This window comes from Planococcus sp. YIM B11945, from assembly GCF_050864155.1.
GTDB lineage: Bacteria > Bacillota > Bacilli > Bacillales_A > Planococcaceae > Planococcus.
Genome location: NZ_JBOZWR010000004.1, coordinates 234,121 through 257,868, shown reverse-complemented (window position 1 = coordinate 257,868; position 23,748 = coordinate 234,121). Strand labels below are relative to the sequence as shown.

General features: G+C 45.7%; 23 protein-coding genes. 10 read left to right on the top strand and 13 right to left on the bottom strand.

The features are described from left to right. Positions 1–77 precede the first annotated feature (77 nt). Positions 78–548 carry a VOC family protein gene (locus ACRRQV_RS09255; RefSeq protein ID WP_432530010.1) on the bottom strand — a complete coding sequence of 157 codons (471 nt, stop codon included), beginning with the start codon at positions 546–548 and terminating at the stop codon, positions 78–80. A 159-nt stretch (positions 549–707) separates the two neighbouring features. Here ACRRQV_RS09255 and rlmN point away from each other — a divergent pair, with 159 nt between their 5' ends. Beyond that, positions 708–1,775, top strand: a complete 1,068-nt coding sequence (rlmN, locus tag ACRRQV_RS09250) for a 23S rRNA (adenine(2503)-C(2))-methyltransferase RlmN (RefSeq protein WP_432530008.1) — start codon at positions 708–710, stop codon at positions 1,773–1,775. 315 nt (positions 1,776–2,090) lie between these two features. Here the strand turns inward: rlmN and ACRRQV_RS09245 are convergent, their stop codons facing one another. Genes ACRRQV_RS09245 through ACRRQV_RS09235 form a run of 3 tightly spaced genes read right to left on the bottom strand, consistent with a single transcriptional unit; the run spans position 2,091 to position 5,260 of the window. Then, positions 2,091–3,014 (bottom strand): carbohydrate ABC transporter permease, encoded by a 924-nt coding sequence (locus tag ACRRQV_RS09245; protein WP_432530006.1) that lies wholly within the window; start codon positions 3,012–3,014, stop codon positions 2,091–2,093. A 1-nt stretch (position 3,015) separates the two neighbouring features. Beyond that, complete coding sequence (locus ACRRQV_RS09240; protein ID WP_432530004.1) at positions 3,016–3,927, bottom strand: carbohydrate ABC transporter permease; 912 nt, start codon at positions 3,925–3,927, stop codon at positions 3,016–3,018. Positions 3,928–3,943: 16 nt separating this feature from the next. Then, a complete protein-coding gene (locus ACRRQV_RS09235; protein ID WP_432530002.1) occupies positions 3,944–5,260 on the bottom strand; it encodes an ABC transporter substrate-binding protein in 1,317 nt (438 codons plus the stop codon). Between the two features lie 296 nt (positions 5,261–5,556). On the opposite strand from ACRRQV_RS09235, the gene ACRRQV_RS09230 reads away from it, so the two are divergent. Further along, entirely contained in the window at positions 5,557–6,696 is a 1,140-nt protein-coding gene (locus ACRRQV_RS09230) for an ABC transporter ATP-binding protein (protein WP_432530000.1), read from the top strand. A gap of 266 nt (positions 6,697–6,962) precedes the next feature. Then, positions 6,963–7,814 carry a YkuS family protein gene (locus ACRRQV_RS09225; protein ID WP_432529998.1) on the top strand — a complete coding sequence of 284 codons (852 nt, stop codon included), beginning with the start codon at positions 6,963–6,965 and terminating at the stop codon, positions 7,812–7,814. A gap of 71 nt (positions 7,815–7,885) precedes the next feature. On the opposite strand, the gene ACRRQV_RS09220 is transcribed toward ACRRQV_RS09225, so the two are convergent. After that, entirely contained in the window at positions 7,886–9,166 is a 1,281-nt protein-coding gene (locus ACRRQV_RS09220; protein WP_432529995.1) for an MFS transporter, read from the bottom strand. Between the two features lie 366 nt (positions 9,167–9,532). On the opposite strand from ACRRQV_RS09220, the gene ACRRQV_RS09215 reads away from it, so the two are divergent. From ACRRQV_RS09215 to ACRRQV_RS09195, 5 genes are all read left to right on the top strand, one after another. After that, positions 9,533–10,288: an exodeoxyribonuclease III gene (locus ACRRQV_RS09215; RefSeq protein WP_432529993.1), complete on the top strand. Its 756-nt coding sequence runs from the start codon at positions 9,533–9,535 to the stop codon at positions 10,286–10,288. 107 nt (positions 10,289–10,395) lie between these two features. Then, positions 10,396–12,009 carry a catalase gene (locus ACRRQV_RS09210; RefSeq protein WP_432529991.1) on the top strand — a complete coding sequence of 538 codons (1,614 nt, stop codon included), beginning with the start codon at positions 10,396–10,398 and terminating at the stop codon, positions 12,007–12,009. Between the two features lie 187 nt (positions 12,010–12,196). Continuing rightward, positions 12,197–12,673 (top strand): RNA polymerase sigma factor, encoded by a 477-nt coding sequence (locus tag ACRRQV_RS09205; RefSeq protein WP_432529989.1) that lies wholly within the window; start codon positions 12,197–12,199, stop codon positions 12,671–12,673. Next, a complete protein-coding gene (locus tag ACRRQV_RS09200; protein WP_432529987.1) occupies positions 12,670–13,881 on the top strand; it encodes a hypothetical protein in 1,212 nt (403 codons plus the stop codon). Before ACRRQV_RS09205 ends, ACRRQV_RS09200 begins: the two co-directional genes overlap by 4 nt. A 17-nt stretch (positions 13,882–13,898) precedes the next feature. Beyond that, entirely contained in the window at positions 13,899–14,054 is a 156-nt protein-coding gene (locus ACRRQV_RS09195; protein ID WP_432529985.1) for a hypothetical protein, read from the top strand. 121 nt (positions 14,055–14,175) lie between these two features. Here the strand turns inward: ACRRQV_RS09195 and ACRRQV_RS09190 are convergent, their stop codons facing one another. Genes ACRRQV_RS09190 through ACRRQV_RS09160 form a run of 7 tightly spaced genes read right to left on the bottom strand, consistent with a single transcriptional unit; the run spans position 14,176 to position 19,947 of the window. After that, positions 14,176–14,541, bottom strand: a complete 366-nt coding sequence (locus ACRRQV_RS09190; protein WP_432529983.1) for a Na+/H+ antiporter subunit G — start codon at positions 14,539–14,541, stop codon at positions 14,176–14,178. Further along, positions 14,519–14,803, bottom strand: coding sequence for a Na(+)/H(+) antiporter subunit F1 (locus ACRRQV_RS09185; protein ID WP_432529981.1), 285 nt, complete (start codon positions 14,801–14,803; stop codon positions 14,519–14,521). Before ACRRQV_RS09185 ends, ACRRQV_RS09190 begins: the two co-directional genes overlap by 23 nt. Further along, complete coding sequence (locus ACRRQV_RS09180; protein ID WP_432529979.1) at positions 14,800–15,285, bottom strand: Na+/H+ antiporter subunit E; 486 nt, start codon at positions 15,283–15,285, stop codon at positions 14,800–14,802. The genes ACRRQV_RS09185 and ACRRQV_RS09180 overlap by 4 nt, the downstream gene beginning before the upstream one ends. A gap of 28 nt (positions 15,286–15,313) precedes the next feature. Further along, complete coding sequence (locus ACRRQV_RS09175) at positions 15,314–16,801, bottom strand: Na+/H+ antiporter subunit D (protein ID WP_432529977.1); 1,488 nt, start codon at positions 16,799–16,801, stop codon at positions 15,314–15,316. Beyond that, positions 16,794–17,132, bottom strand: a complete 339-nt coding sequence (locus ACRRQV_RS09170; RefSeq protein WP_432529975.1) for a Na(+)/H(+) antiporter subunit C — start codon at positions 17,130–17,132, stop codon at positions 16,794–16,796. Before ACRRQV_RS09170 ends, ACRRQV_RS09175 begins: the two co-directional genes overlap by 8 nt. A 3-nt stretch (positions 17,133–17,135) precedes the next feature. Beyond that, on the bottom strand, positions 17,136–17,558 hold the full coding sequence (locus ACRRQV_RS09165; protein WP_432529973.1) for a Na(+)/H(+) antiporter subunit B: 423 nt from the start codon (positions 17,556–17,558) through the stop codon (positions 17,136–17,138). Then, a complete protein-coding gene (locus tag ACRRQV_RS09160) occupies positions 17,545–19,947 on the bottom strand; it encodes a Na+/H+ antiporter subunit A (RefSeq protein ID WP_432529971.1) in 2,403 nt (800 codons plus the stop codon). Before ACRRQV_RS09160 ends, ACRRQV_RS09165 begins: the two co-directional genes overlap by 14 nt. 290 nt (positions 19,948–20,237) lie before the next feature. On the opposite strand from ACRRQV_RS09160, the gene ACRRQV_RS09155 reads away from it, so the two are divergent. Then, positions 20,238–20,927 carry a universal stress protein gene (locus ACRRQV_RS09155; protein ID WP_432529969.1) on the top strand — a complete coding sequence of 230 codons (690 nt, stop codon included), beginning with the start codon at positions 20,238–20,240 and terminating at the stop codon, positions 20,925–20,927. Between the two features lie 72 nt (positions 20,928–20,999). Further along, positions 21,000–21,638 (top strand): pentapeptide repeat-containing protein, encoded by a 639-nt coding sequence (locus ACRRQV_RS09150; protein WP_432529967.1) that lies wholly within the window; start codon positions 21,000–21,002, stop codon positions 21,636–21,638. 530 nt (positions 21,639–22,168) lie between these two features. Here ACRRQV_RS09150 and ACRRQV_RS09145 read toward each other — a convergent pair. Beyond that, the gene (locus tag ACRRQV_RS09145; RefSeq protein ID WP_432529964.1) at positions 22,169–23,665 is read right to left on the bottom strand and encodes a peptide MFS transporter; all 1,497 of its coding nucleotides are present in this window, start codon (positions 23,663–23,665) and stop codon (positions 22,169–22,171) included. Between the last annotated feature and the right edge of the window lie 83 nt (positions 23,666–23,748).

Below are 23,748 nucleotides of genomic sequence, written 5' to 3'. Positions count from 1 at the left end.
TCAGCAAGCCTCACTTAGGGGCTTGCTGATTTTATTTCACATTAACGGGGAGCAGGGGATAAAGCCCTCGCTAAGTTTTATTGGCCGCCGAATATTTCGGAAGTGCTGCGCGAGTATAATTCGATGATATGGCCAAAGGGATCAGTTGTGTAAACCATATAATAAGGTTTGTCATCAGAAAGATTCCAAATTCGGCTCGTTTGTTTGCCACCGTGGAGGACGATCCGTTCGATCGTTTCCACCAAGTCCTCGACAATCAAACAAATATGAAAAAATCCGCTGCGTGCAGATGGCGTTTCTTCTACGATGCTCGGCTTTTGAAACTCGAACAATTCAATCCCGACGCCGCCGGATGACATCAAATGCACATTGCGCATCTTTTTCACTTCAGGGCCAAACAAATCTTTTGTCATATGCGGCTGCGTGTCCAGTTCTTCATTAAATTTAAAAGGACCAGCCAACACGTAAAAGCCGAACACTTTGCTATAATAGTCGATGGCCCGCTCTAAATCCGGTACTGCGAGGCCAACATGGGTGATTGCGCCCATTTCAACACCTCCTTGTCTATAGATTACTACCCTGAAATAATACCGCTTACACTCCTGTGCGATAACAGAGTTTTCTGTCTAAACAAAAATAGTTGTTGTCAAGCGCTATTTTTAGTATTATAATAAGCAATTGTGAAATTCGAAATGAGGGTACTAATAATGAAAAATTCCATCTACGGCTTGACGTTAGATCAACTAAAAGATTGGTTTTTGGAAAATGGACAGAAAAAATACCGTGCCGAACAAGTTTGGGACTGGCTATATATTAAACGCGTCTCTGAATTCTCAGAGATGAACAACCTTTCAAAAGACTGCATTCAGCTGCTTGAAGACAACTTTGCGATTCAAACATTAAAAGAAACAGTCAAACAGGAGTCTGCGGACGGAACGATTAAATTCTTATTCCAAATGCAAGATGGCAACTTGATCGAAACTGTCTTGATGCGTTTTAAATACGGCAACTCGGTTTGTGTTACGACACAAGTCGGCTGCAACATCGGCTGCAGCTTCTGCGCAAGCGGACTGTTGAAGAAAAGCCGCGATTTGACTGCAGGCGAAATCGTCGAGCAGATCATGAAAGTGCAGGCTCACTTTGATGCACAGCAAAAAGATGAGCGCGTCAGCCACATTGTGGTTATGGGCATCGGCGAACCGTTCGACAACTACAAAAACTTGATGGGCTTCTTGAACGTCGTCAATTCACCAAAAGGATTGGCTATCGGAGCTCGCCACATTACCGTATCAACAAGCGGCATCGTGCCGAAGATTTACGATTACGCGGATGAAGGCTTGCAAGTAAACTTGGCGATTTCCATCCACGCGCCAAACAACGAACTGCGTTCACGCATCATGAAAATCAACAAAGCCTACCCAATTGAAAAATTGATGGCCGCAATCGATTATTACTTGGAAAAATCAAACCGCCGCATCACGTTTGAATATATTTTATTGCGCGACGTCAACGACCATGTCGAAGAAGCCAACCAATTGGCGAAGCTGTTGGAAGACAAACGCCATTTGTCTTACGTCAACTTGATTCCTTACAACGCGGTTGATGAACACGACCAGTACAAACAAAGCACGCCGGAAGCGATTAGCGCTTTCTATGACGCCTTAAAGAAAAAAGGCATCAACTGCGGCGTCCGCCACGAACAAGGGGCAGACATCGATGCAGCCTGCGGCCAATTGCGAAGCAAACAAATCAAAAAAGAAAAAGCAACCGTGTAAACGGAAAAAAGCGCCCTGCAAAAGCAGGGCGCTTTTTTGTGCGTATTTCTCGCGGAGCGTACGTATTATTCATGGAGCGTACGTATTATTCATGGAGCGTGCGTATTATTTATGGAGCGTGCGTATTATTTATGGAGCGTGCGTATTATTCATGGAGCGTGCGTATTATTCACGGAGTGTGCGTATTTTCCATGGAACATGCATATTTTCTCCTCATACTTCCATAATTTCATCAACCGCACACATCTTTTCAATTCAAAAATTCAAAATCAAAAAAATCCGAGCTGCGAACAAACGCAGATCGGATTTTTTCTTTTACTTCCCTCCGGACTGTAAATTGATGCCTTGGATGAAGTATTTCTGGAAAAAGAAGAACAGCATGATGACGGGCAGCAGTACAAGCAGCGATCCGGCCATCAAGTAGTTCCACTGGGTGCTCATTTGGCCTTTGAATACCTGCAAACCGATTTGCAGCGTGTACAGGTTCTCGTCGTTCAGATACAATAGCGGCCCTAAAAAGTCGTTCCATGCGCCGTTGAAAGAGAAGATGGCAACAGTAGCAATTGCCGGCTTCGTCAGCGGCAATCCGATTTTCCACCAAATGTAGAAATGGTTGGCGCCTTCCATCTTCGCGGCTTCAATCAATTCGGTCGGAATTGTCATGTAAAACTGGCGCAGCAAGAATATATTGAACGCACTTCCAAAGAAAGCTGGCACAATTAACGGATAATACGTGTTGATCCAGTTCAGTTTGGCGAATAAGACGTATTGTGGAATCAATGTAACGAATCCCGGAATCATCATCGTCGCCAGCACAATCGCAAACAGGATGTTTTTTCCTTTGAACGGAATTTTCGCAAACCCGTAGGCGATAAACGAATTGGACAGCACGTTTCCAATTACAACGAATATCGTAATCGTTAAGGTATTAATGGTATAGCGGGTGAAAGGTGCTGCTTCCCACGTACGGATGTAGTTGCTGAATACCCAGGACTCCGGAAAAAACGATGGCGGGAAGGACATGACTTCCGCCATTGTTTTCAAAGAAGTTGCCACCATCCACCAAAGTGGTGAAAGGATGAGCAAGCTGCCGGCTGCGAGCAAAACAAAATTGATAACAACCAAAAAGGTTTTCCGGTTTCCGCGATTTTCGAAGAAACTTGGGTTTTCATTCGGCGTTTCAATGCTTTTCAACCCATCGGCGCGGTCTAAATAATCAAGATCGTTCGTTTTAGCCATATTATTTCTCCTCCCCTTCGTAATGAACCCAGCGAGGAGCGAGTTTTAAATTAAAGATAGTCAGGATGAACACGATGACGAATAAAATCCACGACATGGCCATCGCGTAGCCCATGTTAAAGTTGGTGAAGGCTTGTTTCCACATATACAAATTGTAGAACAGCAATGAATTTGCCGGGCCGCCTTCGCCGTTATTGGACATGACGTAGGCTTCCTGGAAAATTTGGAACCCGCCGATCAGGCTGGTCACCACGTCAAAGAAAATAACGGGCGTGATCATCGGAATGGTAATATGGAAAAACTTTCTCCATGTGTTGGCGCCGTCAATTTCAGCTGCTTCGTAAAGGTTTTTGGAAACGCCCTGCATGCTCGCTAAATACAACAGCATTGAACCGCCGACGCTCCACAGTTTCATGAAGATCAGCGAAGGCTTGGTCCAGTCGGGATCAAACAGCCAGTTCGGGCCATCGATGCCGACCCAGCCCAATACCAGATTGACCATCCCAGTGCCGGGATCGAGCAGCTGCATCCACAGCATGTAGACGCCGACGCCCGACAGAACAGCGGGTAAATAGTAAAGCGTCCGGAAATAACGGATGCCCGGAATATCCTGATTTAAGAGGGCAGACAGGAAGATCGCTCCAAGCGTTGTCAACGGCACGGAAAATGCGACAAAATACAAGGTGTTCCATAGAGAGGTCCAAAAAAGACTGTCCTCTGTAAAGAGCCCTTGGTAATTTTCTCCTCCGACAAAGTCCATCTGTGATGTAATGTTGTAATTTGTGAAACTCGCCATAAAGGAAAATACCAAAGGCCCCGCAGTGAAAGCGAGAAATCCGATAATCCACGGCATAACAAAAATATAGCCATAGATGCTTTCCTTTCGCCGCATGGTCAGTCTTTTTTTGCCCACAATAGGTCCTCCTTGCTTACTGGTTTTTCTGGATTAAACTTTCTACGTCGGTTTGTGATTTTTCTAACGCTTCTTTAGCCGTCATAGAACCGAGGAAAAACTCATCCATATTTGGATTGATCAAACTGCTGAAATCCGGTGCAATAACTGGAACTGGCGTCAATAATGTGTTCTCCATGTTCTCAACGGCCATTTGGTAAACCATTGAACCGGCTTCGTTAAACTCATCCGATTGCGCTGCAGATTCAGCGGCTTCGATGTTGGCAATGTTGTCAAAGTTTTGGACAGCCCAATATTCCTGAGCATCCACATCTGTTAAGTATTTAATAAATTCCCAAGCCGCATCCGCGTTTTTCGATCCTTGCGGAATTTCAGCGACGAATCCGCCGCCCCAGCTCGTGTGGCCGCTTCCAGCTTCGTATTCAGGAAGTTCAACTACGCCGAAATTCAAGTCCGGTGCATAGTCGCGAATTTGTGTGTAGAACGTTGGCTGTTGGGCAATCATAGCCAAGTCTCCGCTGAAGAACGGGTGCCCTTGCTGGCTGTCGATTTGTGCTTGGTACGAATTGACGACATCTTCGCCTAAGCGGTCTTTCCATGATTTCAGCCAATTTAATACATCTTCATTTTTTGCAGTATCGATTTCAAAATTGTTTTGTTCGTCAAAATAGTTTTGGCCGTTGGCGTTTAGCAGCCATACGTCATAGCCAATCCCCCATAGCGGGTAAAACCCGATGCGGTCGAAATCATTGCCTGATTTCTTGTCTAGTTTTTTGGCGTATTCCTCAAGTTCAGCCCACGTTGTCGGCGGCTTTTCAGGATCTAGGCCAACTTCTTTGAAAGCGTCTTTGTTATAGAAAAGAACGCGTGTATCCGTGTTGAACGGAATGCCGTAAGAATCGCCTTCGTAAAGAGTGGCATCCCACAGTTCAGGGTAGAAGCGGCTTGAAATATCGTCTTTTTCCAAGAACGATGATAAGTTCATGGCCTGTTCTTTCTGGCCGCGGAGAGCGGTGGCATTAATATCGTTGATCACGACATCAGGCGGATCGCCGGCAGCAATAGCTGCAAGTTCTTTTGTCCAAATATCGCCAAACGGCAAGTACGTGTGTTTTACTTCAATTTTGTCTTGGGATTCGTTAAAGTCGGTGATGATTTTTTCAATGATCGGACGGCGGATTTCGGATCCCCAGAATGTCCAAAAGTCGATAACGGTTTTGCCTTCTTCGTTTTCTTGGCTTTCCGTGTCGCTGCTTGTTTGAAAACCGGCGCATCCGCTAAGGAACAAAGCCAAGCCTGCAAGCACAAGCATAAAACTGCGTAAATTCTTCATTTTCCCCACTCCTTCAGATTAATAAAAAATAGTAATGCATGACAGGAAATTACTTTGATAGTCGAAGTAATTTATCGAGGCCTATTTTAGACCACCGAAGTAATTTACCTGTTTGGATGATGCGTTAAACCTTCTTTTTAAAATCTTTGAAAAAAAGTAGAGAAGGTGGTTAAATATTCCCAGCTTCTACTTATAAGGAGAAGTATAACCGAAGTGCTTTCACTTTTCCATGGACATATTTGTAATTTGCAGAAAACTATCTATAATGAAATTAAAAAGGAACGAGGGGATTCAGAATGGCAGAGATTAAGATCGATCGTTTGGGTAAAACCTATGACAATGGAGCTATAGCTGTTTCGGATTTTAATCTTCATATTCAAGACGAAGAGTTTATTGTCTTTGTCGGGCCGTCGGGCTGCGGAAAATCGACGACGCTGCGGATGATTGCGGGACTTGAAGAAATCACGGAAGGCGAGTTTTACATAAACGGAAAATTGATGAACGAAGTGCCTCCGAAAGAACGCGATATTGCGATGGTGTTCCAGAACTATGCGCTGTATCCCCACATGACGGTTTTTGAAAATATGGCATTCGGGCTGAAGCTCCGGAAATTCAAGAAGCAGGACATTAAGCAAAAGGTGGAAGAGGCCGCGGCCATTCTTGGCCTGGAGCCGTATTTGGACAAAAAGCCGAAAGTGTTGTCCGGCGGGCAGCGGCAGCGTGTCGCTTTGGGGCGTGCCATCGTCCGCGATGCACAAGTTTTCTTGATGGATGAGCCGCTTTCGAACTTGGATGCAAAGCTGCGGGTTCAAATGCGCGCAGAAATTGCCAAGCTCCACAATCGGTTAAAGACGACCACTATATATGTGACGCATGACCAAACAGAAGCGATGACAATGGCGACTCGGATTGTCATTATGAAAGACGGGTTTATTCAACAAGTCGGCACGCCGAAAGAAGTATACGATTTTCCGAAGAATCGGTTTGTCGGCAGCTTTATCGGTTCGCCGGCCATGAACTTTTTTGAAGGGACGCTCTCGAACGGCTCATTTGTTATGGGCGACCGTTCGCTGGCGATTCCGGCAGAGCAAGCCAGCATGCTGAAAGAACGGGGATATGAAGGTTCTGCAGTCACGCTCGGCATCCGGCCGGAACATATCCACGTTACGACAGAAGATCTCACAGGCCTGCCGATAAGCGAATTTGATGCAGTGGTTACAGTTTCTGAATTAACGGGAGCTGAAACCATTTTGTATGCTTTGTTCGCGGATCAGGAATTTGTCGCTCGCGTCGACGCGGATTCAAAAATTGCGCCGGGACAGCGTGCACGGCTTGCGTTTGATATGTCGCATGCCCATTTCTTTGATGCGAAAAGCGGCGACCGCATCGAGTTTGAAAAATCGAAAGAGGTTGTCGGCCTTTCTGAGACAGTGTAAAACTCAAAATACCACTAGGGGAGCAGGATGTCGGCTGAGACAGGCATAAGCTCGGAACCTTTGAATCTGATTTGGATTACCAGCGGAGGGAAGTGGCGGACGAATGCCCATTTTCTAATTCGTTTGGACACATAATGCCGCTTCTCTTTTACAAGGAAGCGGCGGTTTTTATATTAAAATTATTTCATTATTCTTACAGTGTTTATTATGTATGAAATGAGGGGAAACATAGAAATAGACACTTTGGAAAAGGGAGATGACGTGGAATGGTAAAAATCGCAGTAGAACAACCGTTTGTTTCAGTAAAAGAGGCATTGGAAACGAGAGGTTATACAGTTGACATGCTTGATCAAAAATCCGATGCAGTAGATTATGATTGTGTAGTAGTGAGAGACAAAGAAGATTTAGCAGACTTTCACATGAATGTTCCTTTAGTGGAAGCAAAAGGGCGCACGTTGTTTGACATCGTTGAAGAAGTTGAAGAACGTTTAGTGCGTGCTGGCAAAATCGCAGTGCCATTATCAACGATTCCCAAAAGCGGTTCTGGCGCCTTTGCCAAAGGCATCGTAACTGGCGCAGTTATTGGCGCGGCAGCTGGCCTTTTATTGACTCCTAAGAGCGGCAAAGAGATGCAGGAAACCGTTAAAGGAAAAAGCGGCGATTTAACAACCAAAGTGAAAGATACGGTTGGCCAAGTAAAAGAAAAAGCGAGCGGCATCACCGATAAAGTAAAAGGCTCTGGCGGAGAAGGCGAAGAAAAATCCGGCGGCGTCGCAGATAAAGTAAAAGATGCTTTTGGCCAGGTAAAAGAAAAAACCAGCGGTGTAACTGAAAAAGCTAAAGGCAAAGTAGATGGTCTGAAAGCGAAGCAGCAGGAAGCAAAAGAGCAAAAAGAATTGATGAAACAAAGCAAAGAAGTTATGAAAGAAGCGAAAGCTGAAGAAAAAGCAAATAAAGAACATGAAAAAGCTGAAAAAAAAGCTGATAAAGAAATCAAAAAAGCTGAAAAAGAAGCTGAGAAAGAAAAAGGCGGAATTGAAGTAATTGAATTAGGCGATGCTTCAATTGAAAACAATGCTACAGGCGGCGCTGTTATTACGCCAAAAGATAAAAAATAAGCCTTTCTTAAATAAATAAGCCGATCCCTTTTCTGGGATCGGCTTATTTATATGCAAAAAACTAAATTTGTTCATTCTGCCGCAATTTCATCCACGGCTTTATGCGGCTTCGGTTCCGGGACGCGTGATAAAATGACCAATCCGATGACAAACAAAATCACGAGGCTGAAGACGCCCATGCTGGAATTTCCGGTTACTTGAGACGTCACGGCCACTAGCAGCGGGCCTAAAATAGCGGCGAATTTGCCGAAAATATTATAAAAACCGAAAAACTCATTGGAATTTTCTTTCGGGACCAGTTTGCCGAAATAAGAGCGGCTGAGCGCCTGGATGCCGCCTTGGCTTGTCGCCACCAGCATCGCCAAAATCCAGAAATCCGTAATGGTTTCCATGAAATACGCATAAATGCAGACGATGATGTAAACGCAAATGCCGACGTACAGCATTTTTTTGCCGGTAAACCGTTCAGACAGCCTGCCGTATAAAAGGGCAAACGGTGCAGCCACTACTTGGGTAGCAAACAGCACGATCAACAAATTCGTCGAACTTAACCCGAGGTCGGTGCCATAGGCAGTGGACATGTTAATGATGGTGCCGACTCCATCAATGTAGAAGAAATACGCCATCAAGAACAAAAACAATGCGCGGTACTGGCGGATTTCACGAACGGTCTTGCTAAGCCTTTTAAAGCTTTGGGCAAGCGGGTTAGGTTCACGTTCAATGTAATAACGTTGGCGCACCGTTTTGAACATCGGGATGGAAAACGCCACCCACCAAAGCGCTGTAATAAGAAAAGCAATGCGGCTTGCAGTGATTGTTGAAATCGGCAGCACTCCGTCTTCGCCGGATAAAAGAATAATTGCGATAGAAATAATAAACGGGATAGTTGACCCGATATACCCGAGACTGTAGCCAAACGAAGAAACATTGTTCATACGTTTTTCAGTAGTGACATCAACGATGAACGCGTCATAAAAGACGTTGGCTCCTGTAGCGCCCAGTGCAGCAAAAGTGTAGCAGATCAACAGCAGCAGCCAGTTGTCGCTCGGAATAAATGCAAGCATGGCGGTGGCGCCTACGCCGACCACGAAGAAGGAAGCAAAAAACTTCTTTTTCAAGCCTTCGTAATCGGCAATGGTGCCCATAATGGGGCCAATCATGGCAAGAATAAACGTGAAAATGGCAATCGTGTAACCGAGGTAAGCGGTGGAATCCGATAAGCTGACTCCTGCTTCTGTAGCCGCGTTCTTATAAAACAATGGAAAAATGGCGGTGGTAATGATAATGGAATATGCCGAACTTCCCCAGTCATAGAGTGCCCAACTTTTTTCTTCTTTCGTAAATTTTTTCATGAATTCATTCTCCTTAACAGCGGATAGGTCTATTGTACAAGAAGAACCGAATGTTGGGTGAACATTCTAAAAATTTACTTTAAATTTACTGCTTTCTAGCAAATGATTGAAAAAGGAAAGTTGTTTGAGCGGATATCCGATTTTCGCTACACTATATAAGTTGAAGTAAAGAAAACGGTTTATTTACAAGCCGCTTCGGACGCTTTGGGAAGGGCAAAGAATATTTCTCCTGCGCAAGCTCGTCGTGAAGATATTGGCCAAACTTCCTTTAGCCCATATCTTCGTAGCTCGTTTGCAGAATATCGACCATCCAACTTATCATGTTCAACATATATAGAAATAGATAACGGGAAAGAAGGTACCAGCTTGAAATTAATATCGTGGAACGTCAACGGCTTGAGGGCTGTTGTAAAAAAGGGATTTATGGAGTTTTTTCAGAAAGTGGACGCAGATGTGTTTTGCCTCCAGGAAATCAAATTGCAGGAAGGGCAGATCGAAATGGAGCTTCCTGGCTATTATACATATTGGAATTATGCCCAAAAGAAAGGCTATTCCGGAACCGCCATTTTTACAAAAATAAAGCCGATTGCCGTCCATTATGGGCTTGGCATTGAAGAGCATGATACAGAAGGGCGCATCATCACGCTTGAATTCGAGGACTGTTTTGTGGCGACCGTCTACACGCCGAATTCCCAGCACGGTTTGCTGCGGCTCGATTACCGGCTGCTTTGGGAAGACGCAATTCTCGAGTTCGTGAAAAAGTTGGACCAGCAAAAACCCGTTGTACTGTGCGGGGATTTGAATGTGGCACACGAAGAAATCGACTTGAAAAACCCAAAAGCCAATTTGAAGAATTCGGGGTTTACACCGGAAGAACGCGGGAAAATATCGGATTTTTTGGCGAGTGGATTTGTTGATACGTTCCGCTATTTTTATCCGGATGCACCCGGCAAATATTCGTGGTGGTCTTACCGGTCGGACTGCCGGGCCAAAAATATTGGGTGGCGCATTGATTATTTTATTGCGTCTAGCAGGCTTTCGGAAAAACTGCTGGGGGCAAAAATACACGCTGAAGTCTTTGGCTCCGACCATTGTCCGGTAGAGCTGCAGATAGCTTTGTGAAGAATATGTGAATTTCCATCTTTCCGGAAGGTTTTGGGAAGTGAAATGTTTAATACCAAGAGAAGCGGGAAAAATACAATGATAGAAAAAAACAGAGGAGGATTCGTATGACAGAAAATAACGAAGACAAGAATCTGAAAATGGGAACAGGTGAGAGTGAAGAAACCCTAACGACCCGTCAAGGGCATCCTGTTAAAGACAACCAGAATATCCGGACCGTTGGAAATCGCGGACCTGCAACTCTTGAAAACTATCATTTCATCGAAAAAATTTCGCATTTTGACCGTGAAGAAATTCCTGAGCGAATTGTCCACGCACGCGGTGCGGGAGCATTTGGCTATTTTGAAACTTACGGCAAAGTCGGCGATGAGCCGGTAGAAAAATATACCCGTGCAAAAGTCTTTTCAGGCGCTGGCAAGCAAACGCCGTTAATGGTGCGTTTTTCTACAGTAGCAGGATCTCGGCATTCTTCTGAAACTGCACGCGACCCACGAGGATTTGCAGTTAAAATGTATACAGAAGATGGCAACTGGGATTTGGTCGGGAATAACTTAAAAATCTTTTTTATCCGCGATGCGATGAAATTCCCGGATATGATCCATGCATTTAAAAACGACCCAGTATCAAACGTTCCGAACCCTGAGCGCATGTTCGACTTTGTAGCGCGTACGCCAGAAGCGACGCATATGATCACGTTCCTGTTCTCGCCATGGGGCATTCCGGCAACTTACCGCCACATGCAAGGTTCTGGCGTTAATACGTACAAATGGGTAAACGATAAAGGCGAAGCCGTTCTCGTTAAGTACCACTGGGAGCCGAAACAAGGCATCCGCAACTTGACGCAGGCAGAAGCTACAGAAATCCAGGCGGAAAATACTGGGCACGCGACACAGGATCTATTCGAAGCGATTGAACGCGGAGACTATCCGGAGTGGGAATTGTTTGTTCAGATTATGAGCGACGATGAGCATGCCGAACTTGATTTTGATCCGCTTGACGATACCAAATTATGGCCGCAGGATAAATTCCCATTCCTTCCTGTCGGAAAAATGGTATTGAACCGCAACCCGGAAAACTACCATGCAGAAATTGAACAATCGGCATTTGGTACAGGGGTCCTTGTAGACGGCCTTGATTTCTCAGATGACAAGATGTTGCAAGGGCGCACATTCTCGTATTCGGATACACAACGTTACCGTGTTGGAGCCAACTACCTGCAATTGCCGGTCAACGCACCGAAAAAGCGCGTAGCGACAAACCAATACGGCGGACAAATGGACCGTCCAGCGGAACATGTGCCTAATCCGCACATCAATTACGAGCCTTCTGTTCTTGGCGGCGTGAAAGAAGCCGAAAAAGTGGCACCGACTCATGAACCGGCATACAATGCCAAAGTTGTGAGCCAGCCGATCGACCGCACCAATAACTATGGCCAAGCGGGCGAAACATATCGCAGCTTTGAAGATTGGGAGCGAGATGAGTTGATCAACAACTTGGGCGACGCGTTATCAGTATGCGACCCGCGCATCCAAGAAGAAATGATTTACCATTTCACACAGGCGGATGAAGATTACGGCCGCCGCGTCCGTGAAAACATGGAACAAAAAATCCAAGCGTCGAAAGAAATGAAAGATTCAGAGCCTCGCGTATACGGCAAACCTGCTGCAAACAAAGTAGCGCAAGCAGCCGCAAGCAAAGGCCATGAAGCTGAACGGTATTAAGAATAGAAAATCAGCAAGCCGCAAAAGCGGTTTGCTGATTTTTTTTGCCTTTTTTGAGAAAATGCGAAAGCTGCAATTATCATTGAATTGTTGCGGCCACATCATTTATTTTTAAATTCTTTATTTTTTTCAAACACTTTGCCTTCTTCATTCGTTATCTTAATGAAAAGGCAATCTGCTTCAAAAAGTGGGGGATGGAATGGAAGCGGCACAGATGTACGAAAACTTAAAAGCAGATTTGCACCGCTTCGCCCGTTCCATTTCTCGGCATGAGCAGGAAGCGGACGATTTGGTACAGGATGCTCTGGAAAAATCGCTTTACGAACAAGAGCTTCTCGAACTGCCTATTTATAAACAGCGAGCTTGGTTTTTTCGGGTTATGAAAAATCGGCTTATTGATGACCGAAGAAAAGACACATGGTTGTCGGCGTGGGAAGACGATACCGATTTTCCGGAAAAGCATTTGGCCATGAATCCGGTGGAAATGGCGGATCTTTTATCTCATTTGTCTCCTGAAATGAGCGATCTGGTGTTCAAACGGTATTGGCTCGGAATGACCAGCAAGGAAATCGGGGAGCAGTTGAATGTTCCGGCGGCAACAGTCCGGTACAAATTGCATTTTGCAGTGAAAACTTTGAGAAGGATAATGGAGGATGATCGATGATGGCTCAGCGAATCGGCAATGTAGGGATTTTGAATTTATTAAATGCAACAGAAGAAAGCGTAAGGCACTACGAAAGCATCGGCAATGTCGGCATGGTGTTGTATCGGAGTGGACAGTCTCATTTACTAGCAGCTTTAAGCATTGGAAACATCGGAAAAACCGTGGAAGTTCTTGAAGGCTACAACTTTTACCAGGGAGATTTGCTAATTGACCGCGCTTATTTGCAGTCGCTTGAGCAGCAGCCGAAAACAATTGTTATGGGCACAGTCGTTATCGCTTTGGACGTTGAACGGGAACAGCTTGAACAGCCTATGCCAAATTTAATCGTGCATGGAGACATTTATGCGCCTTCTCCGTTAAAAGGGATTGTCAGCCAGCGTTTTTCAGAAGGAAGCCCGGTCATCAAGGCATATGAAAAAAAGCTGCCGCGCATGGAGAATGGAAATTTTACGTTAAGCAACTCGTTTCTATATGCAGCAGAAGAGCCGATCGAATTGGTAGTGAACGGGGTATTGGCCTTGCCGATGGAACTGGACATGAATTTATTTGAAGAAAAAATCAGCAAGCTCGAGATAAATGGAGTCATCAATTTGCACGAAGAACAAGAAACCGCCTTTTACAAAAAATTGGCTTCTTCCGTAAATGGAGTCGTCAATGTCATACCTGCCGGATATGAAGTCATAAAACATAAAATCAAGCTTAACTCACGGTCCATCCGCAGCTTTCGGAGGAAAAAAGTCCAGACGAAAAAACCTATCCTTCTGGAAGCGGATATTTCACGGGAGGCATTTGAGTCGGCATTTGAAAAAATCGATTCAAAATCCTTCATTGTCTGCAGTGAAGAAATAGAAGACCTGGTGTATGAACGTTTGGATCGCTTGGACACGGAAGTCTTGTCTTACCCCCATCAATTTGTGGTGGTTGAAGGTGAGCAAGAATGGTCAAATGAACATTTTCTAGGGTGGAACCAGCCGGTAAATCTAATCGTTGAAGGGCTGCTTTCGCTGAACGCTGACGTAACGGTAGAGACGATTCAACAAAAATTGGCGGCAATCGATTTGTTCGGGGAAATCCAAGTAGTTGACCCTCAGTTAAAAGGCGCATTGCAAAGCAAAATCCGAGCCATTGAAGGGCAAATCAAAAACCAGGGGGAAACGGTGAACAGCCAAGGAACCGGTCTTCAAAATATTGGCGAACTCTCCCTGTAACAAAGGAGGAAGTAAATATGTTCCAGATTGATGAAAGGCTGATTCGGCAAAAAAATGAAGAAATTCTAAAGGAAGTTGAAAGCAACAAGGCCATGAAGCCTGAGAAAAAACGGAGGCCTAAAACCTTGTGGCTTACTTTGGTCGCAATCTTTCCTTTGCGGAAAATGAAATAAAAGCCGTATGGAACCTTGCACAGGTTCCATACGGCTTTTACTTGCTTTCGTAAATTAGCGTCAATTCATACGAAAGCTGAGTTAGAGAAGGGACGGAATGCAGCCGCGAAAAAATCATGCATTATTGATCGGTTTTATCCGGATGCAAAACTTCTTTCAACGCATCTTCTGTAGAAGAATCCGAAAGTTTCACGTGCGAGCGGTAAGCGGCGCGGGTGATTAAATGGCCGGCTACCGGAGCAGTCAAGAATACAAAAATAATACCGAGCAAGACGCGGACACTGATGAAATTTTCAGCTGCCCAAAAGTAGATGAATGTTCCCGAAAGAGACAGCAGCACAGCAAGGGTGGAACTTTTAGTGGCTGCATGGGAACGCGTATAGACGTCCGGAAGGCGGAGGATTCCGATAGCGCTGATGACTGCCATGATTCCTCCTATTAAGATAAGGAACACTCCAATGGATTCAATGACGGCGCTTATGTTCAACGATATCCTTCCTTTCGACGAAACGGGACAAGGCGATGGTGCTGATAAATGCTAAGATCCCGACGATTAAAATAACTTCCAGAAAAGCATGGGTGCTGAGCACCACAGAAAAAACCGCGACACCGGAAATCAAGTTTACGCCGATCATATCCAGTGCTACAACACGGTCGGACATCGACGGTCCTCTGATGATCCGGTACAGCGACAACAAGATGGCCAAGAGAAACAGCGATAAAGCGATGGTTAATACCGTATTGATCAATTTCTCGTCACCTCCATAATGGCTTTTTCAAACGCCTTTATTGACCTTAGCACCTCACCGCGCGACGTTTCAATATCCATGGCATGGATATAAAATACTTTGCCGTCAGGGGAGACTTCCATCACTACAGACCCCGGAGTCAACGTTAGCAAAAGAGCGAGCGTCGTCAGTTCATAATCACCCCGCATATTGTGCTCGTACGTGAAAATGCCCGGCTGAATGTTTATCTTTGGGCTTAGAATTTGCTTCATGATCAGCCAGCTGGATTGAAACAGTTCCCTAATAAAAATCCACAACAATTTAATCGCGGAAAAAACCCGTATCAAGTAAAACTTCGTACCGAAAAACCGGTGCATCAAAAACAAAATGATAATCCCGACTAAATAGCCGGACAAGAACGTGCTCAAGTACAAGGCGTCTTCGTCCATCAGCAATGTCCAAAGCGTCGCAATCATGATATTTATTAAAAATTGGGCGGGCATGCGCATTCCCTCCTTTCAGGTAAGTGGCTTATGGCTGGCCGTTTTCCAAAACCGCGTCAATGTAAATAGTCGGGTTGGCCAACGTATTTGCCGCATCGGTGACGTAAATAGAAAGCCCTTCGACACCAAGCCCGATGCCGACCGTTAAAAGCACCAGCAAGACGATCGGCACTAAAAACCCTTTTTTCACCGGAACTTGTTCGTCGCGGCTAATAATGGTCTCGCCCCAGAAGCTGTTTTTGAAAATGCGGAGCAGCGAGTACAAAATGAACAAGCTGGACAACAACGCAAGAGCGAGCAGTCCATACGCCCCCGCTTCAATTGCACCTTCCGACACAAGCACTTTGCCGATAAAGCCGCTGAGCGGAGGGACTCCGGCAAGCGACAGCATCGCAATAAAGAATGACCAGCCCAACACAGGATAGTTCTTGATCATGCCGCTCATTTTGCCGATCTGTGCTGTGCCCGTCAACGTAATCATGGTACCGACAAGAAGGAACAAGAGCGCTTTGACGACCATATCGTGAATCAAATAATAAGTGGCGCCCTCAAAAGAATTGGGAGTGGAAACCGCCAAGCCGACCATCATGAACCCGACAGCAATTACTACGTTATACGCGGCGATTTTTCGGATATCGTCAAACGCAATAGCGCCGAGGCTGCCGCCGATCAACGTCAGTGCGGCCATAATGCCGATAATCGTATGGGTAATTTCGGGCTGATGATAAAAGATCAGTGAAAAGATCCGGAACATCGCGTAGACGCCCACTTTTGTCAGCAGCGCACCGAACAAAGCGGAAGTCACAATCGGCGGAGCGCTATAAGAACCTGGTAGCCAATAATAAAGAAGCAAACCGGCCTTTAAGCTGAAGACCACCAAGAAGACAATGCTGATGGTTGTCAGGAGCGGGCCTTGCCCAACTTCCGCTACCCGTACGGACAAATGCGCCATATTCAACGTGCCGGCGACTCCGTATAAATAGGCAAGTGCAACCAAAAAGAACCAAGAAGACACAATATTGATGGTGACGTACTTGATGGCTTCCCGCAGCTGGGTTTTGGAGCCGCCCAATGTTAGAAGAACGTAGGAAGACAATAACATCACTTCAAAACAGACAAACAAATTGAATAAATCGCCAGTCAAAAACGAGCCATTGACGCCCGCGACAAGAAAAAGGGCAGTGGGGTAAAAGTACATCGTTGATTGGGCCTTGCTGGTGGCGAACAACGCATACAGCAAACAAATTGCAGCGACGATGCTGGATGTTAACACCAGAAGGACGGAAAATGAATCGGCGACAAACGAAATGCCGAACGGCGGAGCCCAGCCGCCGAAGTCAAGGCGTAAAATCCCGTTTTTTTGTATTTCATTCAGTAAATAGCCGGCAATTCCGGCGGTTCCTGCCATCACTCCGATACCAATCCAGGCCTGCGTCCGGCCATATGTACGAAGGAAGATCAACAGTACGCCTGCCACAATCGGCAAAAGCATCGGCATGACAATAATATTAGTCATCAGCGCCACCTCTCATTGCTTTTAAGTCATCAGTTCCAAGTTCCTGGTAAGCCCGATAAGCCAATACCAAAATAAATGCGGTAACCGCAAAACTGATGACAATGGCAGTTAAGATCAGGGCGTGGGGCAAAGCATCGACGTAACTTTCGGCTTCTTCGCCGAGCAAAGGAACGGTTCCTTTTTTCAAGCCGCCCATTGTCAAAATCAACAAATGGACAGCGTGCGATAACAAGGCGGTCCCTAAAATCACGCGGATCAAATTCCGGGAAAGCAGTAAATAAATAGCGGCGGCGGTAAGCACACCCACTAGGATGATAATCAAGGTTTCCATGTGCTACTCATCCTCACTTATGCTTAAAATAATATTCACGACTACGCCGATCACAGTCAGCGCAATGCCGGTTTCGAAAATCATTACGGTAGCAAGTTCGGTTTTTCCGTAGAAAGGGAGGTCGAAATAGCCGAACGACTGGCTGAGGAACGGCTGGCCAAAAAAGACCGGAGCGATGCCGCTCAATAAGGCGATCAGCACACCAAGCGCCGACAGTTTTTTAAAATCGATCGGGATGGCATCACTGACGGTTTCCGACTCATGCGACAAAAACAGCAAAACAAAGGCAGAAGCGAGCACCAAGCCGCCGATAAATCCGCCGCCTGGGTTATGGTGGCCAGAGAAAAACAAGTAAATGCCGAATGTAAAAATGATCAAGACTCCGGCTTTAGCGACCGTCCGTAAAATAACGTCATTGATTTTCATCTTTCGGCACCTCCTTTTTCGCTTTCAAGCGGATCAGCGTGTAAACCCCGATTCCGGCAATGAACAGAACGAGCGACTCGAGCATCGTATCAAATCCGCGGAAATCCCCTAAAATGGTATTGACAATATTGTTTCCTCCAGCAAGCTCATACGAATTCTCGAAAAAGCCGGAAATCGAATCGAATTTGGCGCCGCTGTTGACAGAAAGTCCGATTAAAGTGACCGTCAAACCGCCGGAAATGGCAATAACTGCATTTCTGATTTTTACATGGCGCGGAGAAGTTTCCGCTTTCCAGTCCGGCAAATGGTAGAAACAAAGAAGAAACAAAACGGTTGTCACTGTCTCAATGACCAATTGGGTCAATGCCAAATCAGGAGCGCGGAACAGCACAAAGAATATGGCGATGGAATAGCCGAGCACACCGTTGAGCAGGGTCGCGGTCAAGCGCGATTTGGCAAACAGGATGGCAACTGCAGCAATCATCATGACAACCGTTAGCATGAACTCATAGGAGCGGATGGATGAATCGTTAACTGTAGTAAACGCCATTCCACCCGTGAAAAGAAAAACGCCTCCAGCAGTTAAAATAAAGAAGCTGAAAATATAGGCGAAATAATGAGGAAGATGGCCGGTCATATAGATGGAAGTAACGGAAGTTGAATTTTTTTCGGTTTTTGCCAGCAGTTGATTGTATAGCTGATTAAACGTCCAGTCGTCCGGAAAGACGGTGTAAATCTTCCGCCAATAGCGCAAATACTTATAAAGCAGGGCGCCAATGACGATAACGCCGAGCGTCATCCACAATTCCGCGTTGAAGCCGTGCCAAGCGCTAATGTGCGGAGCCGCGCCGGTAATGCCGGGCAAAATGCCGGACAAGGCCGGGCGCAGCAAATGGTCTCCCAGTAAATTAGGGGCAAAAAACAATCCAATGATCATGATTGATAAAATGGCTGGGGGAACAAGCATGCCGAATGGCGGTTCGACCGTTTTCTTTTCCGGCTTTTTGGATTGCTTTGACCCAAGGAACGTCCGGAAAACGATGATCATGCTGTAGACGAACGTTAAAACGCTGGCGGTCCAAGCAATGACCGGAATAATCCAACCCCAAGTTTCCGCAGAAAAAGCAGAGAGGTTGGCAGCATGAAGAGATGCGGTGAAAAACATCTCTTTGCTTAAAAAGCCATTGAACAGAGGGATGCCGGCCATTGAAAAGCTGCCAATGACGGCGAACGTAAAGGTGATCGGCAAGAAAGCGATCAAGCCGCCTAGCCTGCGGATATCCCGGGTACCGACTTGATGGTCGACGATGCCGATGACCATGAACAAAGCGCCTTTAAAAGTAGAGTGGTTGACCAGATGGAAAAGTGCGGCAAATGTGGCGAGGCCATAAAAAGCTCCTTCTTTGCCGTCCCCAAAATAGAGTGCAGCAGACCCAAGCCCGAACAAACTCATGATCAAGCCGAGCTGGCTGATTGTCGAGTAGGCGAGCAATGCCTTTAAATCGGTTTGGCGTACTGCGCAGAACGCACCCCAGAAAAGCGTCACAAGGCCGACAATGGTGACCGTCCAAAACCAGGCCGAAGTGCCGCCGAAAACAGGTGTGAAACGGGCAACAACGTAGATGCCGGCTTTAACCATGGTGGCAGAATGCAGATAGGCGCTGACGGGAGTCGGCGCTTCCATCGCATCCGGCAGCCAAATATGGAACGGAAACTGGGCGGATTTTGTAAAAGCCCCAAGCAGCACAAGAAATAACGCCGGGTAAAACAACGCGTGGTCTGCATACTGGCCGGCGGATGCAACCAAATCCCGTACACTGAAGGTTCCGGAAATAGAATAAAGCATCAAAAAGCCGGCGAGCATCCCAAAGCCGCCGAATACGGTAATCAGCAAAGACTTTTGTGCACCGTAGCGTGAATTTTTCCGGTGGTACCAGAAAGCGATCAATAAAAAAGAGGAAATGCTGGTCAGTTCCCAGAAAACATACAGCACAAGCAAGTTGTCGGATAAAACAACTCCAAGCATCGCACCCATGAACAAGAGCAGATAGGCATAAAAATGCGGCAGTGAATCGGTTGAGGATAAATAGTAGATGGAATAGAGCACGACAAGGCTGCCCATTCCTGTAATGAGCAACGCTAAGATTAAGCTGAGGCCGTCTAAATAAATGGTGAAGTTGATTCCGAGAGAAGGAATCCAGTTTAGCCCGGCAAAAACGGCTTCACCGGAAGAAATGGTGGGAATTTGCAGGGCAAAAACAGTAACCAAAATCAATGGAATGGCGAGTATCAGCCAACCGAGGTTGAAACGCCTTAGGCGCCTATGTAGAATGGGGATAAGAGCAGCCGCAAAAAACGGCAATAAAACAGCAAGAATTAATACGTGCATAATAAAGCCTCCTGATTCAGAATATAGATAAATGGGAATGGTGTATTAACTGGCATTTTTTAAAAAATGGCGTATACTGATTTGAATGGATCATAGAAATTAGTGCATATAGTGTAAATTATACATGAATTTGTGGTTTCTTTCATGCCTCACGGCCAGCAGAAGAATAGATTCCGGTATAAATCCCTTAGGGGCAGGGAACAGCTACTTGATTTAAAAACAAATCCGCAGTATAATTTCATGGTTTTGAAGTACACGCTTGCGAATACAATCCCTGGAGGGAAAATGAAATGAGAAAAATTAGAGGACGGATGGACGAAAGCATACTCGTTTGCGCATTTTACGGGCCAAATGGTGAACGGCTCATAAATCGCGGCAATAAGCTGGCAGCCATGCTGGATTGTCCGTTGTATATTCTTACAGTGGATTCTCTTCCTTTTGATGAATTTGATGCAGACAAATCAGCCTATGTGGAACGCTGGAAAGAACTGGCTGAAGAATACGGTGCAGAAGAGTTTATCATCCGAGACAATGAAAAACGCCCTCCTGCAAAAGTGATTGCGGAAGTTGCAAACAAACACAACATCACGCAAATCGTCATCGGCCAGACCGCAAAAAGCCGATGGGAAGAAATTACCAAAGGATCGTTCATGAACACGCTGCTGCGGGAAATTCCTTTTGTCGACTTCCATGTGGTTTCTGTAGCCCGAACGCTTAAAGGCGAGGAACACGAAGAATTTGAAAAAGGGGTGCGCTGTTACGTGGTAAGAGACAGCGAAGGCTATCAGCTTCGGTTTACCCAATCAAAAGAATGCCAGTTAGAAGGCATTTTCTTTAAAGAAATCGGGACCGATTTTGATAACGGCATTTTCAAATTTATGCACAACAACAAATTATATCAAGTCGAAGTGACGTCAGACCGGATTGATGAACCTCAAGTCATCAGCGAATGCGTCAGCAAAGAATTGGTGAAAAAATAAATAAAGACAAATAAAAAGCGGGTGCTGAGCAAGAAGCATCCGCTTTTTATTATCGCTGAGGGAGAGAACAGCATGAAAAAAACAAAAAGATCTGCACCGATTATTTCAGAAAGTTTGGAGACTATGGAATTTGTGGCAGCACTGGACGACCATTACATAAGCAATTGCAAAATCACTCACGAAACCATCGACTTTGAAACAGGTGAAGCGATGCATATTGACAAAGTGGTATTTGAAAACGTGAATTTTTTGGAAGTGGTATGGCCGCGCAGTGAGTTTGTGGATGTGGTGTTCCTGAATTGCGATTTGTCGAATGCCGATTTCAGCCGCTGCGTCTTTCACCGGACTGAATTCCGGAATTCCAAGTTGCTGGGCACCAATTTTGCCGAAGCCGGCATCCGGCACACCTTATTCATTGACTGTGTCTTAAACTACGCCACATTTGGTTTTTCCTTATGCAACACCGTCCGTTTTGAGACATCGATGATGAACTTTGCCGATTTTTACGAAGCAGAATTGAAAAGTACGGAGTTCCATACGTGTGAAATGAATAACATCAATTTTATCGAAACGGGTTTAAAAGGCGTGGATTTAAGCACGAACCGCTTTGAAAACATCCAAGTGACCGTTGAAAAGTTGGCGGGATGCAGCGTGTCTCCGGAACAAGCCTTAGCTTTTGCACGCCAGCTTGGGCTCGAGATTGTGGATTGATAATAAAAAAATGCCTGACAGCAAAGATGCTGTCGGGCATTCAGGATGTAGGCGAATTCCAGTATTAATGGATAGGAATGAATAATCCCAACCGAGTCGGCCACTGCGCTTTCCGTGGGCACGGCCTTAGCCGCTTCACTCGCGCAGCTCGCTCCAGGGTCTGCGGCTCGTGCTGGGCCCACAGGAGTCTCCGTGGCCGACTCGGTTGGGGCGTCGCTTCGAATTTGTGGCAAGACATTTAATGGAAGTAACCTATTACATGCAAAAAAAGTTTATCGCTTCTTATCCCTTCTACACTTAGAATCCGGAGCGTAAGCCGGCGACGCCTGCGGGATAGCGAAGTGCCGAAATCCACTCGGGCATCCGCCTGAGTTAGTTCGGCGCGAGCCCGCGGCAAGCGTCCGGCTGTAACGTAGGATTCGGGATTTCACTTCTATTCATGTATAAATACTTCCTAATTTTGATGAAAATTCTTTTGTCTACAAATTCAATGCCCGCCGGCAATTCTGCCGGCGGGCATTTTTTAGTTCTTAGCGTACGCCTTTCATGAAGCGCTGGATAAACGGAGAAGCAAGATACAAGATCACGCTGAGAACGATGGAAGCTCCGCCGATCACTCCGAAATACATCATTTCATTTTCAGGCGAGTAAAATTTCACAAGCTGCGCATTGAGTGCCTGCGCTGCAGCGTTAGACAAGAACCATAAGCTCATTGCCTGTGCCGAGAATGCTACCGGCGCCAGTTTTGTCGTTGCGGACAAACCGACAGGCGATAAACACAATTCGCCAAGCACGATAATCAAGTAACTAAGCACCAGCCAGAGCGGACTTACCAAAGCATCGGGTCCGCCGAAGTACGCCGGAAGCAAGATGACCAAGAACGATAAACCGGCAAACAACAAACCGAGTGAAAATTTCCGCGGAATGGATGGCTGGCGGGCTCCAAGTTTTACCCAGAGCCATGCAAAAGCTGGAGCCAAGGTAATGATGAACAATGGATTCAGTGACTGGAACCAGGCAGGCGAAATATCCATGCCCATGAAATTCAAATCAGTGCGTGTATCCGCGTAAGCTGCAAGGATAGTAGAGCCTTGTTCTTGAATGGACCAGAACATAACAGCGGCAATGAACAACGGAATATAGGCCAAAACGCGAGAGCGTTCAACTTCCGACGTTTTTTTGCTGCGGTACATGACGATAAAGTACATAGTCGGAATCAAGATGCCGAGAATACCGACAGCGGCGATAAAGCTGTCAAACGTCAAGAAACCATATTCTAAACCAAAGTAGACTACAGCAGCTAAAACAACCACACTGCCGATAAAGATCTTGATGAAATTTTTCTTTTCAGTTGGAGATAATGGGCTGGCAATTTGCGTGCCGGCCAAACCAAGGTTTTTCTTTTTCGTCGCTGCAAAAAGGATAAGACCTAAAAACATCCCGACCGCTGCAATGGCAAAACCAAGATGGAAGTTAATGTCCATTCCAACTTTCCCGACGATTAATGGAGAAATGAAAGCCCCCAAGTTGATGCCCATATAGAAAATACTGAAACCAGCGTCGCGGCGTTCATCTTTCTCCGCATAAATTTCCCCAACAATGCTTGATACGTTCGGTTTCAATAATCCCGTACCAAGAACAATCAGCACCATTGAAATGAAGAACGTGGTAATGCTGCCCGGAATCGCTAAAGCGATATGGCCAAGCATAATAAGAATCCCACCGTAAAAAACTGCTTTTGACGTACCGAATACTCTGTCGGCGAGCCATCCACCAATAATTCCCGACATGTAAACCAGGGAACCGTAAATCGACATGATCGAAAGGGCAAGGGTTTGATCGAGCCCCAGGCCGCCTTGTGAAAGTTCGTAGTACATGTAATAAACAAGAATTGCTCTCATACCATAATATGAAAAACGCTCCCAGAATTCGGTGAAGAATAAAGTAAACAACCCTTTAGGGTGTCCAAAAAATCCTTTTTGGGGCACGCTGTTTACAATATCTTGGCGCGTGTATTTGTCAGACATCTTACAACCTCCTTTTATTGTATGTTACTATAATACTTTTTTTAATTAAAAAAATCAAAATAATTTTTAAAACTAGGAGAATA

Excerpts from the sequence above, each read along its gene's own strand:
- ACRRQV_RS09255 (WP_432530010.1), bottom strand. The coding sequence starts at position 548 with ATGGGCGCAATCACCCATGTTGGCCTCGCAGTACCGGATTTAGAGCGG.
- rlmN (WP_432530008.1), top strand. The coding sequence starts at position 708 with ATGAAAAATTCCATCTACGGCTTGACGTTAGATCAACTAAAAGATTGG.
- ACRRQV_RS09245 (WP_432530006.1), bottom strand. The coding sequence starts at position 3,014 with ATGGCTAAAACGAACGATCTTGATTATTTAGACCGCGCCGATGGGTTG.
- ACRRQV_RS09235 (WP_432530002.1), bottom strand. The coding sequence starts at position 5,260 with ATGAAGAATTTACGCAGTTTTATGCTTGTGCTTGCAGGCTTGGCTTTG.
- ACRRQV_RS09230 (WP_432530000.1), top strand. The coding sequence starts at position 5,557 with ATGGCAGAGATTAAGATCGATCGTTTGGGTAAAACCTATGACAATGGA.
- ACRRQV_RS09225 (WP_432529998.1), top strand. The coding sequence starts at position 6,963 with ATGGTAAAAATCGCAGTAGAACAACCGTTTGTTTCAGTAAAAGAGGCA.
- ACRRQV_RS09220 (WP_432529995.1), bottom strand. The coding sequence starts at position 9,166 with ATGAAAAAATTTACGAAAGAAGAAAAAAGTTGGGCACTCTATGACTGG.
- ACRRQV_RS09210 (WP_432529991.1), top strand. The coding sequence starts at position 10,396 with ATGACAGAAAATAACGAAGACAAGAATCTGAAAATGGGAACAGGTGAG.
- ACRRQV_RS09200 (WP_432529987.1), top strand. The coding sequence starts at position 12,670 with ATGATGGCTCAGCGAATCGGCAATGTAGGGATTTTGAATTTATTAAAT.
- ACRRQV_RS09195 (WP_432529985.1), top strand. The coding sequence starts at position 13,899 with ATGTTCCAGATTGATGAAAGGCTGATTCGGCAAAAAAATGAAGAAATT.
- ACRRQV_RS09180 (WP_432529979.1), bottom strand. The coding sequence starts at position 15,285 with ATGCCCGCCCAATTTTTAATAAATATCATGATTGCGACGCTTTGGACA.
- ACRRQV_RS09175 (WP_432529977.1), bottom strand. The coding sequence starts at position 16,801 with ATGACTAATATTATTGTCATGCCGATGCTTTTGCCGATTGTGGCAGGC.
- ACRRQV_RS09170 (WP_432529975.1), bottom strand. The coding sequence starts at position 17,132 with ATGGAAACCTTGATTATCATCCTAGTGGGTGTGCTTACCGCCGCCGCT.
- ACRRQV_RS09165 (WP_432529973.1), bottom strand. The coding sequence starts at position 17,558 with ATGAAAATCAATGACGTTATTTTACGGACGGTCGCTAAAGCCGGAGTC.
- ACRRQV_RS09160 (WP_432529971.1), bottom strand. The coding sequence starts at position 19,947 with ATGCACGTATTAATTCTTGCTGTTTTATTGCCGTTTTTTGCGGCTGCT.
- ACRRQV_RS09155 (WP_432529969.1), top strand. The coding sequence starts at position 20,238 with ATGAGAAAAATTAGAGGACGGATGGACGAAAGCATACTCGTTTGCGCA.
- ACRRQV_RS09150 (WP_432529967.1), top strand. The coding sequence starts at position 21,000 with ATGAAAAAAACAAAAAGATCTGCACCGATTATTTCAGAAAGTTTGGAG.
- ACRRQV_RS09145 (WP_432529964.1), bottom strand. The coding sequence starts at position 23,665 with ATGTCTGACAAATACACGCGCCAAGATATTGTAAACAGCGTGCCCCAA.